Annotated in this window: 18 protein-coding genes, 2 tRNA genes and 1 riboswitch; of the genes, 15 read left to right on the forward strand and 5 right to left on the reverse strand. The window is 34.9% G+C overall.

The genetic code is table 11. The features are described 5' to 3' along the window. Positions 1-41: 41 nt before the first annotated feature. Entirely contained in the window at positions 42-1,832 is a 1,791-nt protein-coding gene (locus tag ACAM30_RS17995; RefSeq protein WP_369615949.1) for an ABC transporter ATP-binding protein, read from the reverse strand. 263 nt (positions 1,833-2,095) lie between these two features. On the opposite strand from ACAM30_RS17995, the gene ACAM30_RS18000 reads away from it, so the two are divergent. The 8 genes from ACAM30_RS18000 (at position 2,096) to ACAM30_RS18035 (ending at position 7,776) form a co-directional block, all read left to right on the forward strand. Further along, positions 2,096-2,170, forward strand: a tRNA-Val gene (locus ACAM30_RS18000). An 857-nt stretch (positions 2,171-3,027) separates the two neighbouring features. Next, positions 3,028-3,591 carry an adenylate kinase family protein gene (locus ACAM30_RS18005; RefSeq protein WP_369615950.1) on the forward strand — a complete coding sequence of 188 codons (564 nt, stop codon included), beginning with the start codon at positions 3,028-3,030 and terminating at the stop codon, positions 3,589-3,591. Positions 3,592-3,735: 144 nt separating this feature from the next. After that, on the forward strand, positions 3,736-4,317 hold the full coding sequence (locus ACAM30_RS18010) for a Crp/Fnr family transcriptional regulator (RefSeq protein WP_369615951.1): 582 nt from the start codon (positions 3,736-3,738) through the stop codon (positions 4,315-4,317). 72 nt (positions 4,318-4,389) lie between these two features. Continuing rightward, the gene (locus ACAM30_RS18015) at positions 4,390-5,337 is read left to right on the forward strand and encodes an NAD-dependent epimerase/dehydratase family protein (RefSeq protein ID WP_369615952.1); all 948 of its coding nucleotides are present in this window, start codon (positions 4,390-4,392) and stop codon (positions 5,335-5,337) included. Positions 5,338-5,564: 227 nt separating this feature from the next. Beyond that, positions 5,565-5,642: transfer RNA gene (locus tag ACAM30_RS18020), tRNA-Val, on the forward strand. Positions 5,643-5,876: 234 nt separating this feature from the next. Next, complete coding sequence (deoD, locus tag ACAM30_RS18025) at positions 5,877-6,581, forward strand: purine-nucleoside phosphorylase (RefSeq protein ID WP_369615953.1); 705 nt, start codon at positions 5,877-5,879, stop codon at positions 6,579-6,581. A gap of 422 nt (positions 6,582-7,003) precedes the next feature. Next, entirely contained in the window at positions 7,004-7,255 is a 252-nt protein-coding gene (locus ACAM30_RS18030) for a nuclear transport factor 2 family protein (protein ID WP_369615954.1), read from the forward strand. Further along, positions 7,219-7,776, forward strand: a complete 558-nt coding sequence (locus ACAM30_RS18035; RefSeq protein WP_369615955.1) for a type 1 glutamine amidotransferase domain-containing protein — start codon at positions 7,219-7,221, stop codon at positions 7,774-7,776. The genes ACAM30_RS18030 and ACAM30_RS18035 overlap by 37 nt, the downstream gene beginning before the upstream one ends. A 37-nt stretch (positions 7,777-7,813) precedes the next feature. Here ACAM30_RS18035 and ACAM30_RS18040 read toward each other — a convergent pair whose 3' ends face one another. Both ACAM30_RS18040 and ACAM30_RS18045 read right to left on the reverse strand, forming a co-directional pair. Continuing rightward, on the reverse strand, positions 7,814-8,653 hold the full coding sequence (locus tag ACAM30_RS18040) for a phospholipase (protein WP_369615956.1): 840 nt from the start codon (positions 8,651-8,653) through the stop codon (positions 7,814-7,816). 6 nt (positions 8,654-8,659) lie between these two features. Beyond that, positions 8,660-9,730 (reverse strand): serine hydrolase domain-containing protein, encoded by a 1,071-nt coding sequence (locus ACAM30_RS18045; RefSeq protein ID WP_369615957.1) that lies wholly within the window; start codon positions 9,728-9,730, stop codon positions 8,660-8,662. A gap of 457 nt (positions 9,731-10,187) precedes the next feature. On the opposite strand from ACAM30_RS18045, the gene ACAM30_RS18050 reads away from it, so the two are divergent. The 3 genes from ACAM30_RS18050 (at position 10,188) to ACAM30_RS18060 (ending at position 14,304) form a co-directional block, all read left to right on the forward strand. Further along, positions 10,188-11,375 (forward strand): PQQ-binding-like beta-propeller repeat protein, encoded by a 1,188-nt coding sequence (locus tag ACAM30_RS18050; RefSeq protein WP_369615958.1) that lies wholly within the window; start codon positions 10,188-10,190, stop codon positions 11,373-11,375. A 594-nt stretch (positions 11,376-11,969) separates the two neighbouring features. Further along, the gene (kdpA, locus tag ACAM30_RS18055; RefSeq protein WP_369615959.1) at positions 11,970-13,667 is read left to right on the forward strand and encodes a potassium-transporting ATPase subunit KdpA; all 1,698 of its coding nucleotides are present in this window, start codon (positions 11,970-11,972) and stop codon (positions 13,665-13,667) included. 205 nt (positions 13,668-13,872) lie between these two features. After that, the gene (locus ACAM30_RS18060) at positions 13,873-14,304 is read left to right on the forward strand and encodes a helix-turn-helix domain-containing protein (protein WP_369615960.1); all 432 of its coding nucleotides are present in this window, start codon (positions 13,873-13,875) and stop codon (positions 14,302-14,304) included. Between the two features lie 174 nt (positions 14,305-14,478). On the opposite strand, the gene ACAM30_RS18065 is transcribed toward ACAM30_RS18060, so the two are convergent. Together ACAM30_RS18065 and ACAM30_RS18070 are read right to left on the reverse strand one after the other, a co-directional pair. Continuing rightward, entirely contained in the window at positions 14,479-15,594 is a 1,116-nt protein-coding gene (locus tag ACAM30_RS18065; RefSeq protein WP_369615961.1) for a hypothetical protein, read from the reverse strand. Between the two features lie 4 nt (positions 15,595-15,598). Beyond that, positions 15,599-15,943 (reverse strand): hypothetical protein, encoded by a 345-nt coding sequence (locus tag ACAM30_RS18070; protein WP_369615962.1) that lies wholly within the window; start codon positions 15,941-15,943, stop codon positions 15,599-15,601. Positions 15,944-16,095: 152 nt separating this feature from the next. Beyond that, positions 16,096-16,298: riboswitch (cobalamin riboswitch) on the forward strand. Between the two features lie 462 nt (positions 16,299-16,760). Here ACAM30_RS18070 and ACAM30_RS18075 point away from each other — a divergent pair. From ACAM30_RS18075 to ACAM30_RS18090, 4 genes are all read left to right on the forward strand, one after another. Next, a complete protein-coding gene (locus ACAM30_RS18075; protein ID WP_369615963.1) occupies positions 16,761-18,050 on the forward strand; it encodes a cell surface protein in 1,290 nt (429 codons plus the stop codon). Between the two features lie 43 nt (positions 18,051-18,093). Beyond that, on the forward strand, positions 18,094-19,335 hold the full coding sequence (locus ACAM30_RS18080; RefSeq protein WP_369615964.1) for a hypothetical protein: 1,242 nt from the start codon (positions 18,094-18,096) through the stop codon (positions 19,333-19,335). A gap of 12 nt (positions 19,336-19,347) precedes the next feature. Continuing rightward, positions 19,348-20,586, forward strand: a complete 1,239-nt coding sequence (locus ACAM30_RS18085) for a hypothetical protein (RefSeq protein WP_369615965.1) — start codon at positions 19,348-19,350, stop codon at positions 20,584-20,586. Between the two features lie 66 nt (positions 20,587-20,652). Next, positions 20,653-21,600, forward strand: a complete 948-nt coding sequence (locus tag ACAM30_RS18090; protein ID WP_369615966.1) for a DUF4465 domain-containing protein — start codon at positions 20,653-20,655, stop codon at positions 21,598-21,600. Positions 21,601-21,697 lie beyond the last annotated feature (97 nt).

A 21,697-nucleotide genomic window follows, 5' to 3' on the forward strand; every position in this document is an offset into this window, starting at 1 on the left:
TTCTTTGGTTTAAGGTTAGTTAATACTGCTTACATTCTTAATTAGGAGTTGCTAAATTGAAGGTTGCTTAGATTTCTATAAGTTCCGTTCTCCAGATTGATTAATTCCTGATGCGTACCTTCTTCAGTAATTTTTCCATGATCTAAAACCAGAATTTTATCAGCGTTTCTAATAGTCGAAAGTCGGTGTGCGATGATGATACTTGTTCTTCCTTCCATTAAAACTTCTAATGCTTCCTGGACCAGTTTTTCGCTTTCACTATCTAAAGAGGATGTTGCTTCATCTAATATTAAAATACTTGGGTTTTTAAGCAATGCTCTCGCGATTGCAATACGTTGACGTTGTCCACCTGATAATTTTACACCGCGTTCTCCAACTAAGGTTTCGAATTTCTCAGGGAAGCCTTCTACAAAATTAAAAGCATTGGCCTGTTTTGCGGCAGCAATGATTTCTTCATTGGTAGCGTCCGGTTTTCCGTAAGCAATGTTTTCTCTAATTGTTCCGCCAAACAGAATCACGTCCTGAGGAACGATACTCATGTTTCCGCGAAGTTCTTCTAAGTCGTAATCATAAATACTTTTTCCGTCAACAATAATGTCGCCAGATGTTCTGTCGTAAAATCGCAAAAGAAGCGAAGATATAGTTGATTTTCCGGCGCCACTAGGGCCTACAAGCGCAATTTTCTGTCCGAACTCGGCAGTGAAATTGACCTCTTTTAATACCTCAACTTCTTTTCTGGAAGGGTAACTGAAAGCAACATTTTTGAAGGAAAGATTTCCTTTGATTTTTTCAATAGGAGTAGTTCTTGTTTTGGCATTGATATTTTCCGGAGTTTCTTCCAATAATTCGAAAACGCGCTCCGTTGCACCAACAGCTTTTTGAATCTGTGCATACATTTCGGCAATTCCTCCAAAAGAGGCTCCAATAAATGTGGTATAAAGTACAAAAGAGATCAAATCGCCTACACCTTCAACTTCACCTTTAATGGTCAGAGTAATTCCATACCAAACCACAGCAACCACGCAGCCAAAAAGGCACAGAATGATAAAAGAAGCAAAGTAACCTCTGTACTGACCGCCTTTAATAGCGATTTTCACAATTTCTTTAATTTTATTTTTATAACGCTGAATTTCGTACCATTCGTTGGCAAAAGCCTTTACATTGCTTATTCCTTGTAGAGTTTCTTCGACAATCACCTGGCTTTCGGCTACTTTATCCTGTGTTTTCTTCCCATATTTTCGAATGAATCTTCCAAAAACAACCGCTGCTACAGCGACAACAGGTACAATAGCCAACATCATTAAAGTTAACTTTGGACTGATGTTGCCTAGAATAACAAATCCACCAATTATTAGAATCGACTGACGTAAAAATTCAGCAATGGTTGTAGTAAAAGTATCCTGTAATTGTGAAATATCAGCACTGATTCGGCTGTTTAGTTCTCCAACACGTTTTTGAGAATAAAATGACATTGGAAGTTTTACTAAGTTTTCATACAAAGCAAAACGGATGTTTGAAAGCGAGTTTTCGGTAAAATTTACAAAAAGCGAAATTCTGAAAAAAGAGAAAATAGCTTGCAAGGTAAGGATCACCATAAGTCCAACCGCAATTTCGTTGGCTCTGTTGAGATTTTTATTGGTAACACAATCTACAAGCATACCCATTAGTTTCGGAAAGGCGAGGGCGGTGGCGCTGGTTAATAAGAGAAAAATCAATCCCAGAAAGAATTTCCATTTGTGATTTTTACCGTATTTAAAAATTCGTAGTGCTTTTTGAAGTGAATTAGAGTCTAATTTAGCTTTAGGTAAATCGTTTTCTTGATATCTAGGCATTTGAGTATACTATTAAGGTATGCAAATGTATGATTATAGCCAGTGAATACAAAAGAATATTCGAAATTAGGCTTTGAGAATTCGTTTTTTAACTAAATGGCAAAAAATGATGAAAAATATTTTGGTTTTAAAAGATTGATAAATAGATGACTAAAAATTATTTCGCAAAATGATGTAATTTTTCTTCAAAATAAGCTTGTAAATACAAAATCTAGTCGTAAGTTTGCACTCGCAATCAACAACGATAGCAACCTAGTAAAATAGGGCGATTAGCTCAGCTGGTTCAGAGCACCTCGTTTACACCGAGGGGGTCGGGGGTTCGAACCCCTCATCGCCCACAAATGACACTACCTTCAAAATCAATTTGATTTTGGAGGTTTTTTATTTTTTAGATTTATGGAATTGAAAAAATGATCTATAAAATTAGGATTTGCTCTGAAAGAGCTCCGGCAATAGTATGGTGCGAAGCACTATAAATGATGACGGTAATTATCGTTTGCGCCCTGAAAGGGCAAAAGCCTGATGTCAAAGAGAAGTATCCGGCATATTCTGTGTAAGATTTTCTAAGATTGTGAACGGCTTTTTATTGGGATTTGTAGGGGTGAAAATTGCTTTGGCCCTTTCAGGGCAATTCTACACCTTGAATCCAGCTAATAGCGCTTCGCACTATACTGTTGCTTTTCAGACTTTCAGTCCTTTTCTTCGTAACTTTTGTTCTTGATCTATGTTTAGTGAAATTAAGAACAAATTCTGCATAGGATTTACTTCAGATTTCAAGAAAGGCTTATTCGACATAGTCAAAAAAGCAAAGGTTTTACGGTGAGCGTTAATGATTGTAAGATTGTTTATGCGGAATATTATAAATCTGAAGAAGAAACTCGGAAAAGAAAATTACAGATAAAATCATGGATAAGCAGAGTTAAAATTCAAGAGTTAATTCAGAATAAAGATTAGTTCAGCTGGTTCATGGCATTTCAATTCTCATTGGAAGTGCTTGGGGAGGGACGAACCTTTCGATGAAAAATCGGAACAAGTTATCATCGCCCACAAAAAAAACTCCTTAAATTTCTTAGGGAGTTTTTTTGTTCGATTAGCAACTTGTTTTTCTTGTAAATTTGTGATGTCCTGTAAATAAAAGCAAAATAACTCAGTCAAATTTTTGAAGGCTGAAAAGAAAAATAAAAATACCACATAAATGGAAATATTAGTGATAATGGGGCCCCCGTACTCAGGAAAAGGTACTCAATGCGAAATTTTAAAAGAAGAGCTTAAGTTTAATCATATTTCAACAGGAGATAGATGTCGTCTGGAAAAGCAAAATAAAACGGAGATTGGAATAATAATGTCTCAATATGAGGAAAAGGGAGACTTAGTGCCTGATTCTATTATGAAAGATCTTTTTAGTGAAATTCTGGATGAAAACAGTTCCGCTAAGGGGATTATTTTAGATGGTTATCCGAGAACAGAACCACAGGTAAATGATTTAATGGAACTCGTTGCATCCAAGAATATGAAGATTAGCAAGGTAATTAATATAGAAGTTCCGAAAGAAGAACTTTTAAAAAGAGCGCAAAAAAGAGCCGAAACGTCTAATCGAAAAGACGATAAAGATGTTGAAATTCATTTGAAGAGAATTAAAGTTTTTGAAGCTTCAACCCGTCCTGCAATCGAATATATGAAGTCTAAAATTAAAGTTTTGACTTTTGACGGACTGGGGACTATCGAGGAGATAACAAAACGAATAAAAAATAATTTATAAAAAATGTTGACTATGAATTGTTTTTGCATTAGTGTAAAATAAATGTATGACATTTGTTAGATTAATGTGCTTGAATTACAATAACTTAGTTTGATTTTGTTGAACCTGTAACGATTAAATATTGAACAAAAGACAAAATAGCAAATGGAGCAATTGAAAGCATACTTAAAAGATAATTCACGATTGAGAGAATATATTCCAAGTGAGAGAGATTGGGAAATTATTTCCTCAAGATTTACTAAACGAGAATTCTCAAAAAAAACTATTCTTACAAGAATAGGAGAAACTGAAAATCATCTCAATTTTATTATAAAAGGTATTGCCCGATTTTATATTCCGAATGAGGAAAAAGATTTGACTTTTAATATTGTCTTTGATAACGGGTTTCTTAGTGCTTATGATTCTTTTTTAACTCAAACACCATCAACTTATAATATCGAGACGTTGACCGAATGTACTCTATTACAACTTACATACAGTGATTTGCAAATTATATACAATGAAACGGAATTTGGTAATATTATTGGCAGGTTAGCGAGTGAAGAATTATTTTTAAAGAAACAAAAACGTGAGCTTTCGCTTTTAAATCTAACAGCCGAACAACGTTATCTGAATTTATTCTATGAACAACCAAAGCTTATACAACAAATCCCTTTGAAATATATTGCTTCGTGTATTGGAATTACACCGCAGGCTTTGAGTAGAATTCGCAAACGAATTTCTTAACTTGGGTTCATTGTTTGGATTTTTAAATAGTCATTCCTTTGTATTGAAAAAAAAATAAAATTACAGATAAATATGCAAACAATACTTGGAGCAAACGGGCAAATAGCGGAGGAATTAGCAAAAGAATTGCATAGGAATTTTACCACTGATATTCGTTTGGTAAGCAGGAATCCAAAAAAAATAAATGAGACGGATGAGCTGTTTCAGGCAGATTTGTTAGACCGACAAAGAACTGATAAGGCTATAGAAGGAAGTAAAATAGTGTATTTTACCGTAGGTTTACCTATGAACACTAGAATGTGGAAAGAGCAGTTCCCTATTATGATGAAGAATGTAATAACTGCCTGCCAAAAACATAAAACGAAATTGGTGTTTTTTGATAATACCTATATGTATGCTAAGACTGACGAACCGCAAACAGAAGAAAGCCTGTTTGATCCCATAGGACAAAAATCAATTGTAAGAGCAGAAATTACAACAATGTTGTTGAACGAAATGGATAACGGAAGTATTGAAGCGGTTATTTGCCGAGCACCGGAATTTTATGGAACAGGAAAAACGCAAAGCATTACTAATACTTTAATTTTTGACAATATTAAGAAGGGCAAAAAATTAAAAGTTCCAATTAATGACAGCACGAAAAGAACTTTAATATATACACCTGACGCTAGTCGCGCAATGGCGTTAATTGGGAATACCCCGGCTGCTTACAATCAAACCTGGCATTTGCCTTGTGACGACAACAGGCTTACTTATAAGGAACTAATTACTCTTGCTTCAAAAGAACATAAAAAAGAGTTGAATTATTCTGTTATAAAAATGTTTGTATTTCAAATTGTTAGTTTGTTCAGTGAACAAACAAAAGAATTAAAGGAATTGTTGCCACGCTACAAGTGCGATAACATTTTTATTTCCGATAAATTTAAAAAAACATTTCCAGAATTTAAGGTTACAACTTATCAGGAAGGAGTTGCAAACATAATAAATGAACAGAAAAATGATAATGGAGTTTTATTATAGTTGCAAACCTTGAGATATCCGAGTCTTCAAAAGTTTATAAAAGGGCCGGAAAGTTCAATAGTTTTATTCTTTGAAGAATATTTAAAAATCTGTTGACTTTGAATACAAGGCTTGTACGCGTGATTAGTTTAAAAAAAAAGATTTTTTTTCGAAAAAGGCTTGCAAATACAAAATCTAGCTGTATATTTGCACTCGCAATCACGAAATGATAGCGACCTAGTAAAATAGGGCGATTAGCTCAGTTGGTTCAGAGCACCTCGTTTACACCGAGGGGGTCGGGGGTTCGAACCCCTCATCGCCCACCACTTTTTAAGACACCTTCAAAATCTAATGATTTTGGAGGTTTTTTGTTTTATGGGACCTCTATTAAGGTGTTGTAAAGGATTTAAGCGAAAGCAAGATCTTGCTCCGGATTAGCTTATTCATATCATTCTGTTTTTTTATCAAAAGCGATTACAGAATTATGCTTTGTAATGGTATGCGAATTAATTAAATTAGAGGAGAAAAATATAGATTATAAATCAAAATGAAATAATAATATGAGTGCACATAACAATGCAAAAAAAGGGGATATAGCAGATTTCGTTTTACTTCCTGGTGATCCAAAAAGAGCGAAGCTTATAGCGGAAACATTTTTAACAGATGTGATATGCTATAATGAGGTTAGAGGAATGTTAGGTTATACCGGTTATTACAATGGTAAGAGAATTAGTGTACAGGGTACAGGTATGGGGATGCCATCCATTTCTATTTATATTACAGAATTAATCGAAGAGTATGGTGTAGAAACACTGGTAAGAGTTGGATCTTGTGGTTCTATTCAGGATGATGTCAATATGATGGATATTGTTCTGGCTATGAGTGCATGTACGGATTCCGGAATGAATAAATTTAAATTTAACGGGAATGATTTTGCTCCGACTGCCAATTTTGAATTATTAAAAAAGGCCTATGAAATTGCAGAGCAAAATAAAATAAAAGCTCATACAGGGTCAATATTGACATCTGATTTTTTCTATACTGAAAGTCATTTAGGTGATCCGTTTTTAAATTGGAAAACTTACGGCGTTTTGGCTGTGGACATGGAAACGGCTGCGTTGTATTCTATAGCTGCGAAATACAGAAAAAAGGCTCTGGCTATTTTAACGGTATCGGATCATATTCTTAAAAAGGAAGCTTTATCAGCAGATGACAGACAAAATTCTTTTAAAGAAATGATAGAATTCGCATTGCAGTTAGCTTAAACAGATTCAAATAAATAAAAGAATTGGGTTAGTTTATGGAGATTTTGTTTTGATCCTCCATCGTTTATAAAAAAACTCCTTAAGAAATTAAGGAGTTTTTTTATGTCTGATTTTTTTTGAAGCTATTTGCCAAAAGAATAATTTCTACTCCTAAAAGTAGAAAATTGGAGTTCGTTATTATAAATCCGGAACGTTTTTAAATGCAATCACTATAGTTTTGAGCAACATTTTTAAAACCATTAAATTCCAAGTTTATGAAGAAAATCTTTCTTTCAATCTTATTTGCATTAGTATCAAATTTATCTTTTTCGCAATCAGAAGAGTCTTTAATTCAGTATTGCATTCAAAACTATATTTAGGGTACATCTTACAATCAGCCCGACAGTATTAGCAAGGCTTTTTATTCGGAGGCCAGTCTTTTTTTGAGTCACAAAGACAAACCATTATGGATTGTCCCAGCTTCGGAATATGTCAGCTGGTTTCAAAAGGTTAAGAAAGGAGAATTTAATGGTCGTCTTGGTAGAGTTATTTCTATAGAATTTTATAATGATATCGCTATTGCAAAAGCGCAAATTCTTATTGCAGCGAAAAAACAAGAATTTATGGATATGTTTCTACTGAAGAAAATTCAGGGGGAATGGAAAATAATCAGCAAAGCGGCAGTATTCATTTAGCTTACATTAATACTTCCGATAATCTACAAAAGCAATATTTATACGATCAGGATTTTATGTACGCCATAAAACATACCGTAAGTCCTAAAGAAATTGATTATAAAAACTACAAAGCGGTTCATTATATCGGTGGGGGGAGCGCTATGTATGATGTTCCTGAAAGTGTAGATATTCAGCAAATTGCTATGCAGGTTTATGAAGATAATAATGGTGTTATTTCTTCGGTATGCCATGGAACGGCGGGCATTGTTAACCTAAAAACTAAAAATGGTAAATTTTTGGTTGAAGGAAAAAAAATAAGCGGTTATCCTGACTCTTTCGAAAAACAAGATGGGGAATACTTTAAACATTTTCCGTTCTTAATTCAGAAAACAATAGAAGAGAGAGGTGGAGATTTTAAGTTTTCAAAGAGAAATGGATCTTACGTTGAACAAGACGGACGCATTATTACGGGACAAAATTTTCAATCTTCAAATGGTGTCGCTTTAAAAATCATTGAATGGATAGAGAAGAAGCAATAAGGTGGATTATCGGGTTCTGAATCCATTAAAATACGCTTTACTTATGCTTGTCAAATAACCATTTTGGAATCTCCTCGGTGAGTAAAAAAGGAATCACAATGTTGTTATGATTTAAATGATTTAAAGTGGTAAAGGTCAAATTTTTGTTTGTAGATAATTTATTAAACAATTCAATACTTCCGATATAAGGATTGTCATCGTCTTTTTTACCGTGAATAAGCCAGATGTTCTTCTGGCTTAACTTTTTAAGATTGGAAAAATCAGGAACCGCAGCAACAGAAACAGTTGCAGCAAATTGGTTTGGAGCTATATTTAGTAAGTTTTGTGCCGTCGAGCCGCCCATCGAATATCCAATTAAGTAAATCCTGTTTTTATTGATGTTTGGGTATTCTTTTTCAATATTTTGAATTAATTCCAGTAAGGCAAAAACATCCTTTGAAGGTTTTGAAATTTGAATACCATCACTGTTCTTTTCATAATTTGAAGAGCGAGTGCTGAATTGCGGTGCAATCACGTAACATTGATATTTATTGTAAATTTCAGGTCTCAGCCAAATTTTGGCAAATGGTTCAAGCTGATTTTCATTGTCATTTCCAATTCGGGTAGAGTTGTGGAAAGTAATGACTAAAGGATATTTTTGATTATTGCTATTGTTTTTTGGCGTTAGGAGTCTATAAGGAATTTGTACATTTTCTTTAGTAAAGATTCTTTTTAGAAAGCTATCGGTATTTAGACTGTTCAGTGCTTTTCGATTGTTTACGAAAGTTAAACTATCAACGGTTGTCTCCCTGAACTCTTTTCTTTGTGCAGAAGCGAAATTTAGGCTCAAAGTTAAAAAAAGCATTGCCAGAACTTGTCTTGAATTTCTTTTACTCATTGGTTTTTATAAATTTGAATTTGAATTCAGCAGATTGCTTTCTCTGATAATTTTTCTAATTCCCTGTTCGAAATAATAAGCAATACTAAAATCTTCGTATGCCTGATTCTCCATGACAATAACGCTGGTTTTGGTTTTCGGATAATATAAATTGACAGCTGTAAATCCTTCATCTGGATGAAAACCGGTATGCCCAATTTCCATAATATTGGTTTTATCATTTACTCTCAATCCATAACCGTAGCCAATAGGTTTACCTCCAAAAAGCGGATGTGTATTGGTTATAGAATAACTGATCATCTTTTTATAAGTGGCTGGTTTCAATAACTTGTCCGCGTGCAGACATTCATTCCACTTTGCTAAATCGGGAACAGAAACTATCAAATGACTACCAAAGAAGTTACGAATGTCAAAACTTAATTGCTCATTTTGTTTAGTACTTCCGTCTTTTTTTATAGAGCGGCCTTTGGTTAAAAACTTGCTGTTCGTTTCATTAGGGTAGTAACTATCGGTCATTCCGCATTTTTTAAATAAGGCAGTCACTAATTCTTCATAAGTTTTATGACTTTGTTTTTCGAGAACCTGACCAGCTACATAATAGCCAATATTAGAATAATTAAAAGCAGTTCCCGGAATAAATTTAAGAGGTTTGTTTATATCTTCACTACTCAAACCCGAAGTATTGTTGAGTAATTGATGAACAGTAATAGTATCAGCCCAGGAATATTTAAAATCCGGTAAATAGTTGCGAATAGGGGTTTCTAAATTGATGGTTCCTTTTTCTACTTCCTGAAGGATAAGTGTTGCTGTGATTTGTTTAGCAAGTGACATTGTCGAAAATTTATCTGCAATTTTCAGTTCTGTTTTCTTGTTGAAATCAGAGTAACCATGCGCTTTTGCATATTTTATTTTTCCGTTTTGCTTAATAAGAACGACTCCGTTGAAGCTTCGTGGATTTGTTAACTGTAGGAGACTGTCAATTTTTGCAGAAAAGTCGTCTTTTTGTTGTCCGTAATTGTTGCAGCTTATAAAAAGGACTAAAAAGAAAATTCTGAAGAGTGTAAAAAAGAGGTTCATTGAATAGTTTAGTTTTTTGTTTGGATAGACAGATTCCTTTTGATTATTATATTAATCCGTTTATAGCTTCAATAAGAGAGATTAGGATAACTTTTTTGGTTAATAAAAATTGACTTTTCCTTGAGCGAATGTAAGAATTATTACAGCGAATAATTTACTATTCCGAAACAGAAATTAAAAAAGATTTTTGCTTCATGGTTTAATTAAAATTTCACTTAAATTAAGAAAATAATGGCTCGTGGGCAGGTTTGTATCAGTATAGGAAGTTCCTTAGTTTTTTTGCATTTTTTAGTCTTATTTTTTTGAATACTGATGTATGAGTGAAAATTGTTTTTATATTAGTGCCTGAATAATCTTAAACCTTTATCCTATTTTAGAATGGCTTTAAAGGCAATTGCAGGAAAGGAAATTCCATCATGTTTAAAAAGAAATCAATTCATTTAATCCCAAATCTAAAATGAAAAATAATCTAATCGCTTTTTTATTTGTATGTGCCGTTACAAATATGTTTGGACAAGTACCAACGGTTTCAGTACCGGATAAAACGGATTCAGCCGGCAATACGAATGATAAGGTCACTCATAAAGTGCTAAAACCGTTGACGAAAGTGGCATTGGATAAAGAGTCAATTTTGATTTACGATTACGACGGTTCTCTATTTTCCTTCAATTTAGAGTCTGAGAAAATTAACTGGACAGTAAAAGCAACGGATTCTTTTACGGAGTTGTGTGCAAACGCTATAACACTACAAGATGGAGTAGTGTATATTCCTTTTATTAATGGAGAAATTTTTGCAATTGACAATCAGACTGGTGCTGTTTTTTGGAAATCAAGATTGGGGAATAGTACAGATCAGATCATCCTGAAAAATCAGATTCCGGTGATAAATGAGGGAAAATTATTTGTAACCTCCCAAAACGGTAATATTTATGCGCTTGATCTAAAAACGGGCAGTTTACTATGGAATCATAAATTGGACGCTGAAAATAATGAGAGTCCGGTTCTTTTATTTAATAACAAAGTTTTTATCCAAAGCGGAACTTCTGTTTATAGTTTTGAAGCGAATACCGGAAAACTTTTGGTTCAAAAGAGCTTTGAGGAAGCCATGCGCGGAAAATTGGTAACAGATGGAGAAAGTATATTTACTGCAAATGAAAAAAATGTAGTTTTTGCTCTAAATCCTGATAAATTGGAGGTTCTGTGGCAATTTAAATTGGATGAAACTCAAAATAATATTAAGGAACGTATATTTTGCAAAGACAAAAAGGTATATTTTGCCGCACAAGGCTCCGAAGTTTCTTCGATATACGCTTTAGATTCAAAAACTGGAACTCAAATTTGGAAAACGGATTTTAAAGGTGACAATGTTGAATATATGGTTGAAGAAAGTGATAATATTTGGGGCTATACCCATAAAAGTAAGCTCTTTCAATTGGATATTACAAACGGTGAAATTGCATTTGAATACAAATTATCAACGAGACCTATTTCAAATTTGGAATTTCTGGGTGACGATTACTTTTTTTATTATTCTGATGCCGCTCTGATTCAGTTTGAATATAAAACCAAAGACGAAAACGAAGTCTATTTGCGCACCTCAATTAAAGATGACGTGTATAGTGCATTTGTGAAACTGATTCGATAAGCAAAAAAACATATCAGTTTTCTTCGGATTTTATTCTGAGTCGCTTCATTCGGGGAGTGATAAGTTGTTTGTTATTACTGTTTTGAACTTGTTTTCCTGAAGCTGAAGAGCGTTGTATAAGCTGATACGTTTTTTTGCACTACATTACTATGTCATAATTCTTTGGTACACCATAATCGTTATAATGGTTATAAAAATAACTTGTATTGTAAGTATGATTTTATTTTTTTGTCTGCGCTCTTTAGTAGCTTGCTTAAAAATTTTAAAGTAACCGGCATTTTTTTTATGTCTTTTCATGACTTTGGAAATTAAGTTTAATAAAAGTAAACAGCGTTACTTTTTGTGATTTTTATGCAAATGATGTGCCGTAAAAAGCATTTTCTAATTAATTATTTGATTTTTAGTGTGCTATTTTTTAAGTTTTTTCATCATTTGAAAGAAAATAGTATCAAAATGATAGTGTAATCGTATCAAAATGATAAGGTAGTAGCGTTTCATATAATTGCTTTTAGTTGTAAATCAGGGATTAGCATTTTTGTTGTTTGTATGGACTGGTTGTTGGTGCTTTCGGAAAGAACCTCAATCTTAAAAAATATGTTAACTCAATTAATAGTTTCTCTTAGTATTCTTCTTACTGTTATCTTGCTGTCGGTCATCGTGGGGCGTGAAATGAAAAAAATATACGCCGGCGAAAGAAGTATAACTGACTTCATTAATCCATTAGACCGATTGATATACCGGTTTTGCAAAATTGACCCCACGGTTCAAATGAATTGGAAAACGTATTTGAAAATACTATTATCTGTACAATTCATATGGTTTCTCTGGGGATTTGTTGTTTTATTGCTGCAGGGAAAACTTTTCTTAAACCCTGTCGGTATCGACAGTATGGAGTGGACATTAGCATTAAATTCTACAGTTAGTTTTCTGACGAGTACCAATTTGCAGCATTATTCAGGAGAGACAGGAGCCAGTTATTTGGCTCAGGTAGGTGTGTTTATGCTTTTACAGTTTTTAAGTGCGGCCACAAGTCTTTGTGCAGGTGTAGCGATTGTCAGGGGACTTGCTGCTCAATCGATACAAGGATTAGGAAATTTTTATAGTGATTTTGTAAAATCATCTACTCGTATATTGTTGCCGTTAAGTATAATTACGGCAACTTTTTTTTTGTTTAATGGTGTGCCTATGACATTTGAGGAACCTGAGAGAATTACGTCGGTTGAAGGCAGGGAAATAGTAGTTTCAACGGGCCCCGTTGCAGCTTTTCTTCCGATCAAGGAATTAGGATCTAATGGTGGTGGCTTTTTTGGAACCAACTGTGCGCATCCATTTGAAAATCCTAACTTTTTCACTTACATCATTCATACTATTATCGTTTGGTTGTTACCGATGTCTTTTATCATTTTCGTAGGACGATATCTCAATAATAAGAAATTTTCAAGAATGCTTTTGGGAGTCATGCTCATGGGGTTCTTTGTAACTTGTATTCCCTTAGTCTGTGGTGAAATTTCCGGTAATCCCAAACTCAGCGCATTGGGTATTGACTCATCACTAGCTAATATGGAAGGTAAAGAGGTGCGTTTTGGAACGTATTATTCCTCTTTTTACAGCGCGGTCAATATGATAATTCCGGCAGGTACCATAACAGGTATGCACGATAGTTACATGCCGTTGTCTTCGATAGGAATGTTTATAGGAATGCAGGTAGATGCCTTTTTTGGAGGACTGGGCACAGGATGGATTAACATGTTTATTTACCTGATCATAGCCACTTTTATCGGTTCACTGATGGTAGGAAGAACTCCGGAGTTGTTTGGCAGGAAAATTTCAACTAAGGAAGTTCAGGTAGCAGTTTTGGTTAACCTTTCCGCTTTGGCAATTCCGTTATTGTTTTCGGCAATTGCGGTTCATGTTTATTTGTATGTTCCGGAGGTTGTGGAGTGGCTGAGCAATACAGGACCGCATGGTTTTACCACTATAGTGTATAAATATGTATCTTCTATGGCAGGAAACGGAAGCGGGTTTGAAGGACTGGCAGATAATACCCCTTTCTGGAATCTTACCACTTCGGTTACCATGCTTGCCGGTCGTTTTATTCCGATAATTGGAGCGTTTTTAATCATTGGATATTTAAGTGCTAAAAAAGCTGTAGCCTCTTCGCTGGGTACTTTGAGGGTTGATTCGGGTATTTTTGGAACATTATTATTTATGGTCATTATGATTTTAACCGTGATGTCTATGTTTATTGTTTTTGCATTAGGACCTGTTCAGGAACATTTGCTTATGGTTTGATAGTTTGAAGAAAAATGATTCTATATTTCTGATTTTTATATATTGTTAGTGTCGTTCCTAAGTTTTAAATGTATGTTGTTTGAAATATAAGAAAAAACGTATTTTTGTAAAGTATAGAATTGAAGCATCATCCTGGCAGTATTATACATAGTTGAATATGTTTTTTATGTTGCCTGATATTAAACTTAATTGTTATCTTTGAATTATGAGCACATTAACAAAACCGAATCACATAGGACGAAAAATTAGTCGTATTCGCGAACTTAGAGATATGAAGCAAGAAGCTTTGGCTCAGGCTTTAGGAACCAATCAACAAGCAGTTTCTTTAATGGAAAATAGTGAAACTATTGAGGATGAGAAACTAGAACAGGTAGCAAAGGCTTTGGGAGTGACAGCTGAAGCAATTAAAAATTTTTCAGATGAAAATATGATTAATTATTTCAATACTTTCACTGACAATGATTTTAGCAGTACTAATGGTGCTTTCGGGGCATTTACCAGTAACAATCAATGCACATTTAACCCCCTTGATAAACTGATTGAGTCTTATGATGAAAACAAAAAGCTTTACGAACGTTTAGTTCAGGCTGAAAAAGATAAAGTAGAGTATCTGGAAAAGCTATTAAAAGTGAAATAGGTTTTTTATTTGAAAGAAGTTTTTCTATAAGATAAGGTCTTAGATTTTAAAGGAAAATCCAAATCCAGTACTACTAAATGCAGTATCAGGATTTGGATTTTTTTGTTTATCGAACCCTCAATATTAAGTTGTTTATTTTCACAGATTTTATGGATTATTTTCTTTTTAGTTTAATTATTCGAGAGAAGGTGATGAATTGCCAAAGTTTAATCCCCAATTCACTCCAAAAAGCGCCAGAAGATTATCTTCTTTTTGAAAGTCCTTCCCAAATGCTCCTGAGATGCTTATGTTTTTATCTATTCTAAAATTTATACTACCTACAGATCTTTCGCTTTTTACAGTTCCATTTCTTTTTATGTATTCATACCCTAAGCTAAATTTTCCAAATTCAAAACTTATTTTACTTCCAAAATCTCTATAGTAATTTGTTGTGTAGACATTAGTAGAATCCATATTAAACCCGTCTTCGATATATCGACCAATAAATAGAAGATTTGCATAGTTATTTGTAGAACTTTCTTCATTATCCTCATTTAAAATCAAATTAAATTCTCCGGTTAGCCATGATCCAAAGCGATTAATTGTACCGCCATTTATAGAATTGTCCTTGAAAAGATCGCTATAAGCAGCAGCTGCATCCAGTTTGAAAATTGGCTTGATTACCTTTTCGAAAGGTTTTAGGCGATCTCTTATTTTTTGTTCTTCTAAAAAGAATTTTTCTATAGCTTTTTGTTGTTCCGCCTCATCTACTATTTGAAGTATTTCCTCAGGAATCATTAATGCTTTATCTGTTAATACACGTTGAATATTTTGTTTCGTTTCATATACTTTTTCCTTACTAAAAAAACGTAACAATGTTGTTCTTGCTCCTATAGAGAAGGTCTGACGTTTGTTGTCTCCTGCAATAGTTTCAAAATCCTTTTTTAAATAGGCAAAAGAAAGAGTAGTTGTATTTAGCCCGCTAAAAGGGTTTTGTTTTAAGTTGCCTGTTGCTTTATCTTTGGTTACACCAATATATCGATCATAGGTTCTTTTTTTACTTTTGGTATTGATAAAAAAGTATGGAGTCACTTCTATAGCCATACTCTCACCAAAATTGTTTTGTACATGTAATGCTAATGCTTTTACATTCTCAGGAGTGTATATATCCGTTACTGTTTCTTCTAACAATTGAAAAGCAGGACTGGTTAAATTGGACATTGGAAATTCACTTAATGGAACATTTTTTTCCTGGGCATTGATGTACCAGATGTTGCCTAATATAATTATTAGTATGTAATAGTTTTTCATAAGTTTATTGTTTTGTAAATTGAACGTATGCAAATGCTATAAACAGTTGATTGTATATTTTCCTTTTTTTGACAGTTAATTTCTGGCTTTGCCCACCATAAGAAACTTCGATGTCTAATCGGGTAGTTGCCATTATTTGGTCAATATTCTGATCAACGTGAAATAATGATTGCACAGTCATTTTTTCATTCTGAAGTGTTGAAAGATCTCCTAGAATTTTTGAAAATTGATTTTCGGGGTAAGTTGTAACTTCACCTTTTAAACGAATTGCCGCACCAACAATCGCATCAGAACTTATTGCTACATTTAGTGTAACTTGAACCCCCTCAGGGATTTTTACTGTTTCCATAATATTTAAGTTTTAGTTATGCATAAAAGTAACTAGTCGAGATATTCTGAAATCAAGTATATACACCTGATTTAGACATCGAAAAGATTTTTTTTTGTCTTGTTATTTCATTTTTTCATCCCCAAATTCCTTCAATTGTAAAAGATAATGATATATTTGCGCCAGATTTTGGTCTGTTTTTTCTTAAGAAAAAATGGTTAAAAGGGAATCAGGTGTAAATCCTGAACAGACCCGCTACTGTAAGTTCTGTATAAGTCTTTAAACGTTACTCATGCCATTGTCCGCCGCGGCGGATGAGAAGGCTGTTTTAAAGATGGAACAAGTCAGGAGACCTGCCACAATCACATAGTTTAAGACTTTCGTGGAATAAAGTTGAAGAACAATAAACGAACCTGTCATTTTTTATGACGGGATTCTGCCTTATTGCGTTTCTAGTTTATACATCCGGGAGTTTTCTTAATTCAATTAGTGATGTATCATACAAAAAGAGAATTCTTATTTATTGTTATCGTTTTTGTTTCTCTTCTGTTTCAGGCAGGGGTGTTTTATAGTTGCTTTTTCTTTCTGAGAGCATCACTTCTGAAAAAGAAATCCGAGTGGAGTCAGAATTTTTTGAATGTATTGTCTCTCGGTGTCTTCCCTTACTTTAATCCTCTTCCCATAAAAAAGAAATACCATTCGGGTACGCTTGACGATCCCGGTTTGTCTAACGATTATAAGAATAACATTACTCCCTATTGAAGATTTTAACTAAAACTTCGTTCATTATTTCTTCAATTCCGCTCGCTTTTGCTACTACAAACTTAAACAATACCACATGTACCACACTATCTTCAAAAACTTCCAATCCTTATTGTTGCTTATTGCAGTACTCACCTTAACCAATTGTTCTGATGATAATGCATCAAATGAAAATAGCAATCCGCCGCCTGTTAGTTCAGATTTAGCTTTTACTACGCAGCGATTTGCAATTGTGGCTTTAAATCCCACAATCAGCGCAACGACAGAAGCTATTTACAACTGGAGTGTTACCAAAGCACCCTCAGAAAGTTATGCACTAAGCAATACAGCAGAGAAAGAAGTCCTTTTTGCAGCAACAGAAACAGGAATGTATGAACTGGCCGTAACTGTAAATAACAAAGGAAGTATACAAACGCAAAAAGTAGCCGTTACCGTTACAAAAGAAACGAAGGAGTATAAAACCTACATCTCAAAAGTATTTGAATTTAAACCGGCTCCGGGGCAGTTTGTGAATGATCTGCCTATAGCCAATGATGGAGATACTCCTGAAAAGATTTTATCAAGAGCCAATACTTATCTGGCCAAGAAAAATGGTGATTTGATTTCATTGGGGGCTTTTGGTGGTTATGTTGTTTTTGGGTTCGATCATACCATCGTTAATGTCAAGGGCAAACGTGATTTTAGAGTTTTGGGAAATGCATTCTGGGCAGAGGCTAATCCAAATCCGAACAGTATCATGCGCGGCGGAAGCAGTGAAGCAGGAGTAATTATGGTTGCTTACGATAAAAATAAAAACGGACTTCCGGATGATCAGTGGTACGAGATAGAAGGCGGCGGACATAAGATGCCGAAAACGATTCAGAATTATGAAATTACCTATTACCGACCTGACCCCAATAAAATTCCAGTGCCGGGAGGAACTACGGGTACAGTAGGTTTTGTGGATATGGAGTATATTTTTTGGAAAGACAATCAGGGGAAAAACGGTTATCTGGTACAAAATAACGCTTACAATCATTCTTTAGATTACTGGCCAAAATGGCTTAGAGATCAATCTTCTATCACCTATAAAGGAACAAGATTACCCGATAACGCAGTGGATGAAAGCGGGACGGGAAGTTATTTTGTGCAGTATGCTTTTTTATACGGATATGCAGACAATGCTCCAAACAATGACGATGATTCGGGAATAGATATCAACTGGGCTGTGGACGAAAAGGGAAACAAAGTAATACTTCCCGGGATTGATTTTGTGAAAGTGTACAATGGGCTTAATCAGCAGGCGGGATGGCTCGGAGAGACTTCGACCGAAATAATGGGAGCAACAGATTTGCATCTTTCAGGAGAAAGCATTCCTACGCGATAACCCATTCAAAAGTGTATTAAACTAAATTATTATATCAGGAATTATGAAAAAAAACTTTGCCTATTTATTAGTATTGGCTTTTGCGGCGGCATTTACCGGATGTAGCGATGACGATAAAAATGATGCCAATACCGGAGAAGGACTCGCCATACCAATAGCAGTAAAGCTTCAGGACAAATTTGAAGTAAACACCTTTAAAGTTTTGAATATTACAGCTTCAGCTGAAACAAGTAATCCGAATTATCAATGGGTGCTTAAAAAGAATCCGGTTAATCAGACTAAAGATTCGATTGTAGGAACGACTAAAGATCTGCGATTTGTTGCTTTATATCCGGGTGCATACGAACTAACCTTAAATGTTACTGAAGGTGACAAAAAAGGAACAAGTGCTACCATTGTCAATGTAATAAATGAGACTCAAAATTACAATCCGTATATAACAAGTATTCAGGATTTTACTCCGGCACCCGGAATGTTTGCCAATGATTTATACAAAGACGGATTTGCAAAAGCCGATGTTATGAGAGTAGCATTGGGAAGAATAAGTGAAACTAGTGTAGGATATCCAATCGATTTAGGAGGTTTTGGAGGTTCAATTGTGGTTGGATTTGATCATATGGTGGTTAATCTTTCAGGAAAAAAAGACTTCAGAGTTTACGGTGCTGATTTAACAGATAAAGCCAATCCTCCGGCTCCGGGTTTAATTTACGTCGCTTATGATAAAAATGCTAACGGAAAACCTGATGAAGACGAATGGTATGAAATTATAGGAAGTCAGCACGCGAAAGAAAATACGATCAAGAATTTTAAAATTACCTATAACAAACCTGCGGCGGGTAAAAAAGTAGTAGTAAGCGGTCCAAATGATCCTTTTTTAGATCGTGAACATATTTATTGTGAGAACAACCAATCTCAAACCTATTTTTTACCAAGGTCAAAAACGAAGAAAGAGTATTATCCGGCCTGGGATACTCAAAATACAGCTACTTACGAAGGAACGAAGTTAAATGTCAATTTTGCAGCGGTACGTCCGGGGCAAACTACTTTGTGGAATTTTGAGGCTCCGGAATGGGGGTATGTCAATGCTAAAAATCCTGATATTGATATCGACTGGGCAGTTGATAAGAATGGAAATAAAGCAAATCTTCCGGGAATTCATTTTATTAAAGTAGTGAACTGTGTAAGCGAGCCAATGGGACTTTGCCACCAGCAATCGTCTATGGCTACACGATTCTCGGGAGCTGCAGATCTTCAAATAATTAAAAAATACAATCTAAAAAAGTAAGAAGATTAGAATATGAAAAAGTTTTTAAAATATAGTTTATACCTCGCCATCGTTTGCTCTTTTTATAATTGCAGTAACGATGATGCAAAGCCGGAGCCTGTAATTGAAGAACCTAAACCGGAGCCGGTTAAAGATCCGTCTCTTACTATAAAATTGCAGGCAGATTTTGCAACGGAGCGATACAATGTTGTAGCGATTGATCCGGAAGTAACAATAGAAAACCCAAATGACGCTGTTGCTCAATACAAATGGACCTTAAAAGTAACCGGAAAAGACGGAGTAGCTAAAGATTCTGTTATTGGCGACAGTAAGACCTTAAAGTTTATAGCACCAAAAGCACTGAGCTACGTTGTAGATTTCACCGTAACACTGAATAAGCTGGTAAAACAGGCTTCGACAAAAGTTACAGTTGCCGAAACCGGTAAAACATATACTTCGAAAGCACTTTCAATTATCGATTATGTACCGGCACCGCATTATAACAATGACGGTTTTGAGTTTGCAACGAAAGCGGAAGCAATAGAGAATGCACAAGCTATTTTGGCCGACGGATCTCTAGTTGATTTGGGAACTTTCGGAGGTTATATCGTGACAAAATTCGACCATACAGTGATTAATGTTTATGGTAAACGTGATTTTACAGTTCAGATGAATACCGTTACGAACGCTTCAAAGTTTTCTCCTGTGAGTATTATGGTTGCTTATGATGCGAACAAAAACGGAACTGCAGAGGACAATGAGTGGTACGAAATAGCCGGAAGTGAATATTATAAATCGACTACAGTTAAGAACTATGAGGTGACGTACTACAAGCCGGATCCAAATAAAACTGCCGTAGCAGGAAAGTACGACTGGCAATTTGACAAAGAATATCTGAAATGGGCCAATAATAAAAGTGCTTCAGGTTTTATCACCAGAACAAAAAAATGGAAACGTTATAATTATTATCCGCAATGGCTTGGTGATTCTTATACGCTAAAGGGAACAAAAGTCAATTTGGCTACAAAAGATATTAGCGATGGAGAAGGTACAGCATTCAATGTTGGAACTTTTGAATGGGGCTATGGCGGAATCAAAGATCCTTCGATAGACATTAGCTGGGCTGTAGACAGCAATGGCAATAAAGTACATCTTCCGGGAGTAGACTTTGTGAAAGTATACGTACCAACATTTACTGAGATTGGTGCACTGGATTTAGTGACGAATTCCTTCAAACAGGCAGAAGATTTGAATTTTGCTGCAGGTAAATAATCGAAAAGCAGGAATAGAACTGTTTATTAATCAACCAAGAATATTAATCCAAAATTTTTATAAATCATGAAAAAAGTACTTTATTTTTTGACAGTAGGTTTGATGCTGGGGCTTTCGTCCTGTAGTAATGATGAAAATCTATTAAATAACGAAAGCGGTAGTGCAGCGGTAAAAAGCTCAGGCTTAACTGCTAAAAGCGCAGTGACCGATCCTTCAGTAGGAACAACTACTACGCTTAACCTGACAAGTTCTCTACTAACCAGCGGAACATCAACAACAGGAGGGAAGTATTGGCAAAATACCTATGTAGCCAATACCAATTTAACAGTTGACATCTTTAAATTTTCACATAGCGGAACATCATCAGGTTACAACTATTGGGATGGTTTTATCGTATCCAATGTAAATGATATTACAAATTACGGTTCAGGAGCAGGTACCGGCGGATCTAACGGTTGGGTAGCCAATCAATGGGGTACTATGGCAGGAAGCGGTTTCGGAACTTCTTCTACAATTTCAGCGGGTACTCCAGGTACAACAGGAGACCCGTACATCGTAGCGTATTGGTCAAGTTATACAGATCCTAAAAATCCACAGGGAACTACTTTCAGCGAGGCAAGCTTCTCTAACTGGATTAAAATTGGAAACACAGGATTATATAATGTAAAAGGATTAAAAATCAACATGCACCCGTGGCCTTATTATGGTTGTTTGTATGGAGACGGTTTTGCTCAGGCATTTTCATCAGGAGATCATTTTGAATTGTTAATTTACGGAGTAGATTCAAGCGGAACTATTACAGCACCAATTACACAATCATTGGCTGATTACACAGGAGGTTCTTTGGTGATGCCAACAGGATGGGTAAACGTGAACACTACGGCGCTTCAAGGTTTAGGAGATGTAAAATACCTGGTTTTCCAAATGGCTTCAACAGATTCACACCCGGTATACGGAATGAATACTGCAGCTTATTTCTGTTTGGACAAGCTTTCTGTAAAAAGAATTCAATAATACTTAAATTGAATATCGAAAAGGAGTCATTGAAAAGTGGCTCCTTTTTTTAGTTTAAAATATATAGGTTATAAAGAAAAACCTGCTTGATCTGCAA

This window comes from Flavobacterium sp. CFS9, assembly GCF_041154745.1.
In the GTDB taxonomy this organism is placed as follows: domain Bacteria; phylum Bacteroidota; class Bacteroidia; order Flavobacteriales; family Flavobacteriaceae; genus Flavobacterium.

Excerpts from the sequence above, each read along its gene's own strand:
- ACAM30_RS18080 (WP_369615964.1), top strand. The coding sequence starts at position 18,094 with ATGAAAAAAAACTTTGCCTATTTATTAGTATTGGCTTTTGCGGCGGCA.
- ACAM30_RS18060 (WP_369615960.1), top strand. The coding sequence starts at position 13,873 with ATGAGCACATTAACAAAACCGAATCACATAGGACGAAAAATTAGTCGT.
- ACAM30_RS18050 (WP_369615958.1), top strand. The coding sequence starts at position 10,188 with ATGAAAAATAATCTAATCGCTTTTTTATTTGTATGTGCCGTTACAAAT.
- ACAM30_RS18070 (WP_369615962.1), bottom strand. The coding sequence starts at position 15,943 with ATGGAAACAGTAAAAATCCCTGAGGGGGTTCAAGTTACACTAAATGTA.
- ACAM30_RS18085 (WP_369615965.1), top strand. The coding sequence starts at position 19,348 with ATGAAAAAGTTTTTAAAATATAGTTTATACCTCGCCATCGTTTGCTCT.
- kdpA (WP_369615959.1), top strand. The coding sequence starts at position 11,970 with ATGTTAACTCAATTAATAGTTTCTCTTAGTATTCTTCTTACTGTTATC.
- ACAM30_RS18035 (WP_369615955.1), top strand. The coding sequence starts at position 7,219 with ATGGAAAATAATCAGCAAAGCGGCAGTATTCATTTAGCTTACATTAAT.
- deoD (WP_369615953.1), top strand. The coding sequence starts at position 5,877 with ATGAGTGCACATAACAATGCAAAAAAAGGGGATATAGCAGATTTCGTT.
- ACAM30_RS18015 (WP_369615952.1), top strand. The coding sequence starts at position 4,390 with ATGCAAACAATACTTGGAGCAAACGGGCAAATAGCGGAGGAATTAGCA.
- ACAM30_RS17995 (WP_369615949.1), bottom strand. The coding sequence starts at position 1,832 with ATGCCTAGATATCAAGAAAACGATTTACCTAAAGCTAAATTAGACTCT.
- ACAM30_RS18005 (WP_369615950.1), top strand. The coding sequence starts at position 3,028 with ATGGAAATATTAGTGATAATGGGGCCCCCGTACTCAGGAAAAGGTACT.
- ACAM30_RS18090 (WP_369615966.1), top strand. The coding sequence starts at position 20,653 with ATGAAAAAAGTACTTTATTTTTTGACAGTAGGTTTGATGCTGGGGCTT.
- ACAM30_RS18045 (WP_369615957.1), bottom strand. The coding sequence starts at position 9,730 with ATGAACCTCTTTTTTACACTCTTCAGAATTTTCTTTTTAGTCCTTTTT.
- ACAM30_RS18065 (WP_369615961.1), bottom strand. The coding sequence starts at position 15,594 with ATGAAAAACTATTACATACTAATAATTATATTAGGCAACATCTGGTAC.
- ACAM30_RS18075 (WP_369615963.1), top strand. The coding sequence starts at position 16,761 with ATGTACCACACTATCTTCAAAAACTTCCAATCCTTATTGTTGCTTATT.
- ACAM30_RS18040 (WP_369615956.1), bottom strand. The coding sequence starts at position 8,653 with ATGAGTAAAAGAAATTCAAGACAAGTTCTGGCAATGCTTTTTTTAACT.
- ACAM30_RS18010 (WP_369615951.1), top strand. The coding sequence starts at position 3,736 with ATGGAGCAATTGAAAGCATACTTAAAAGATAATTCACGATTGAGAGAA.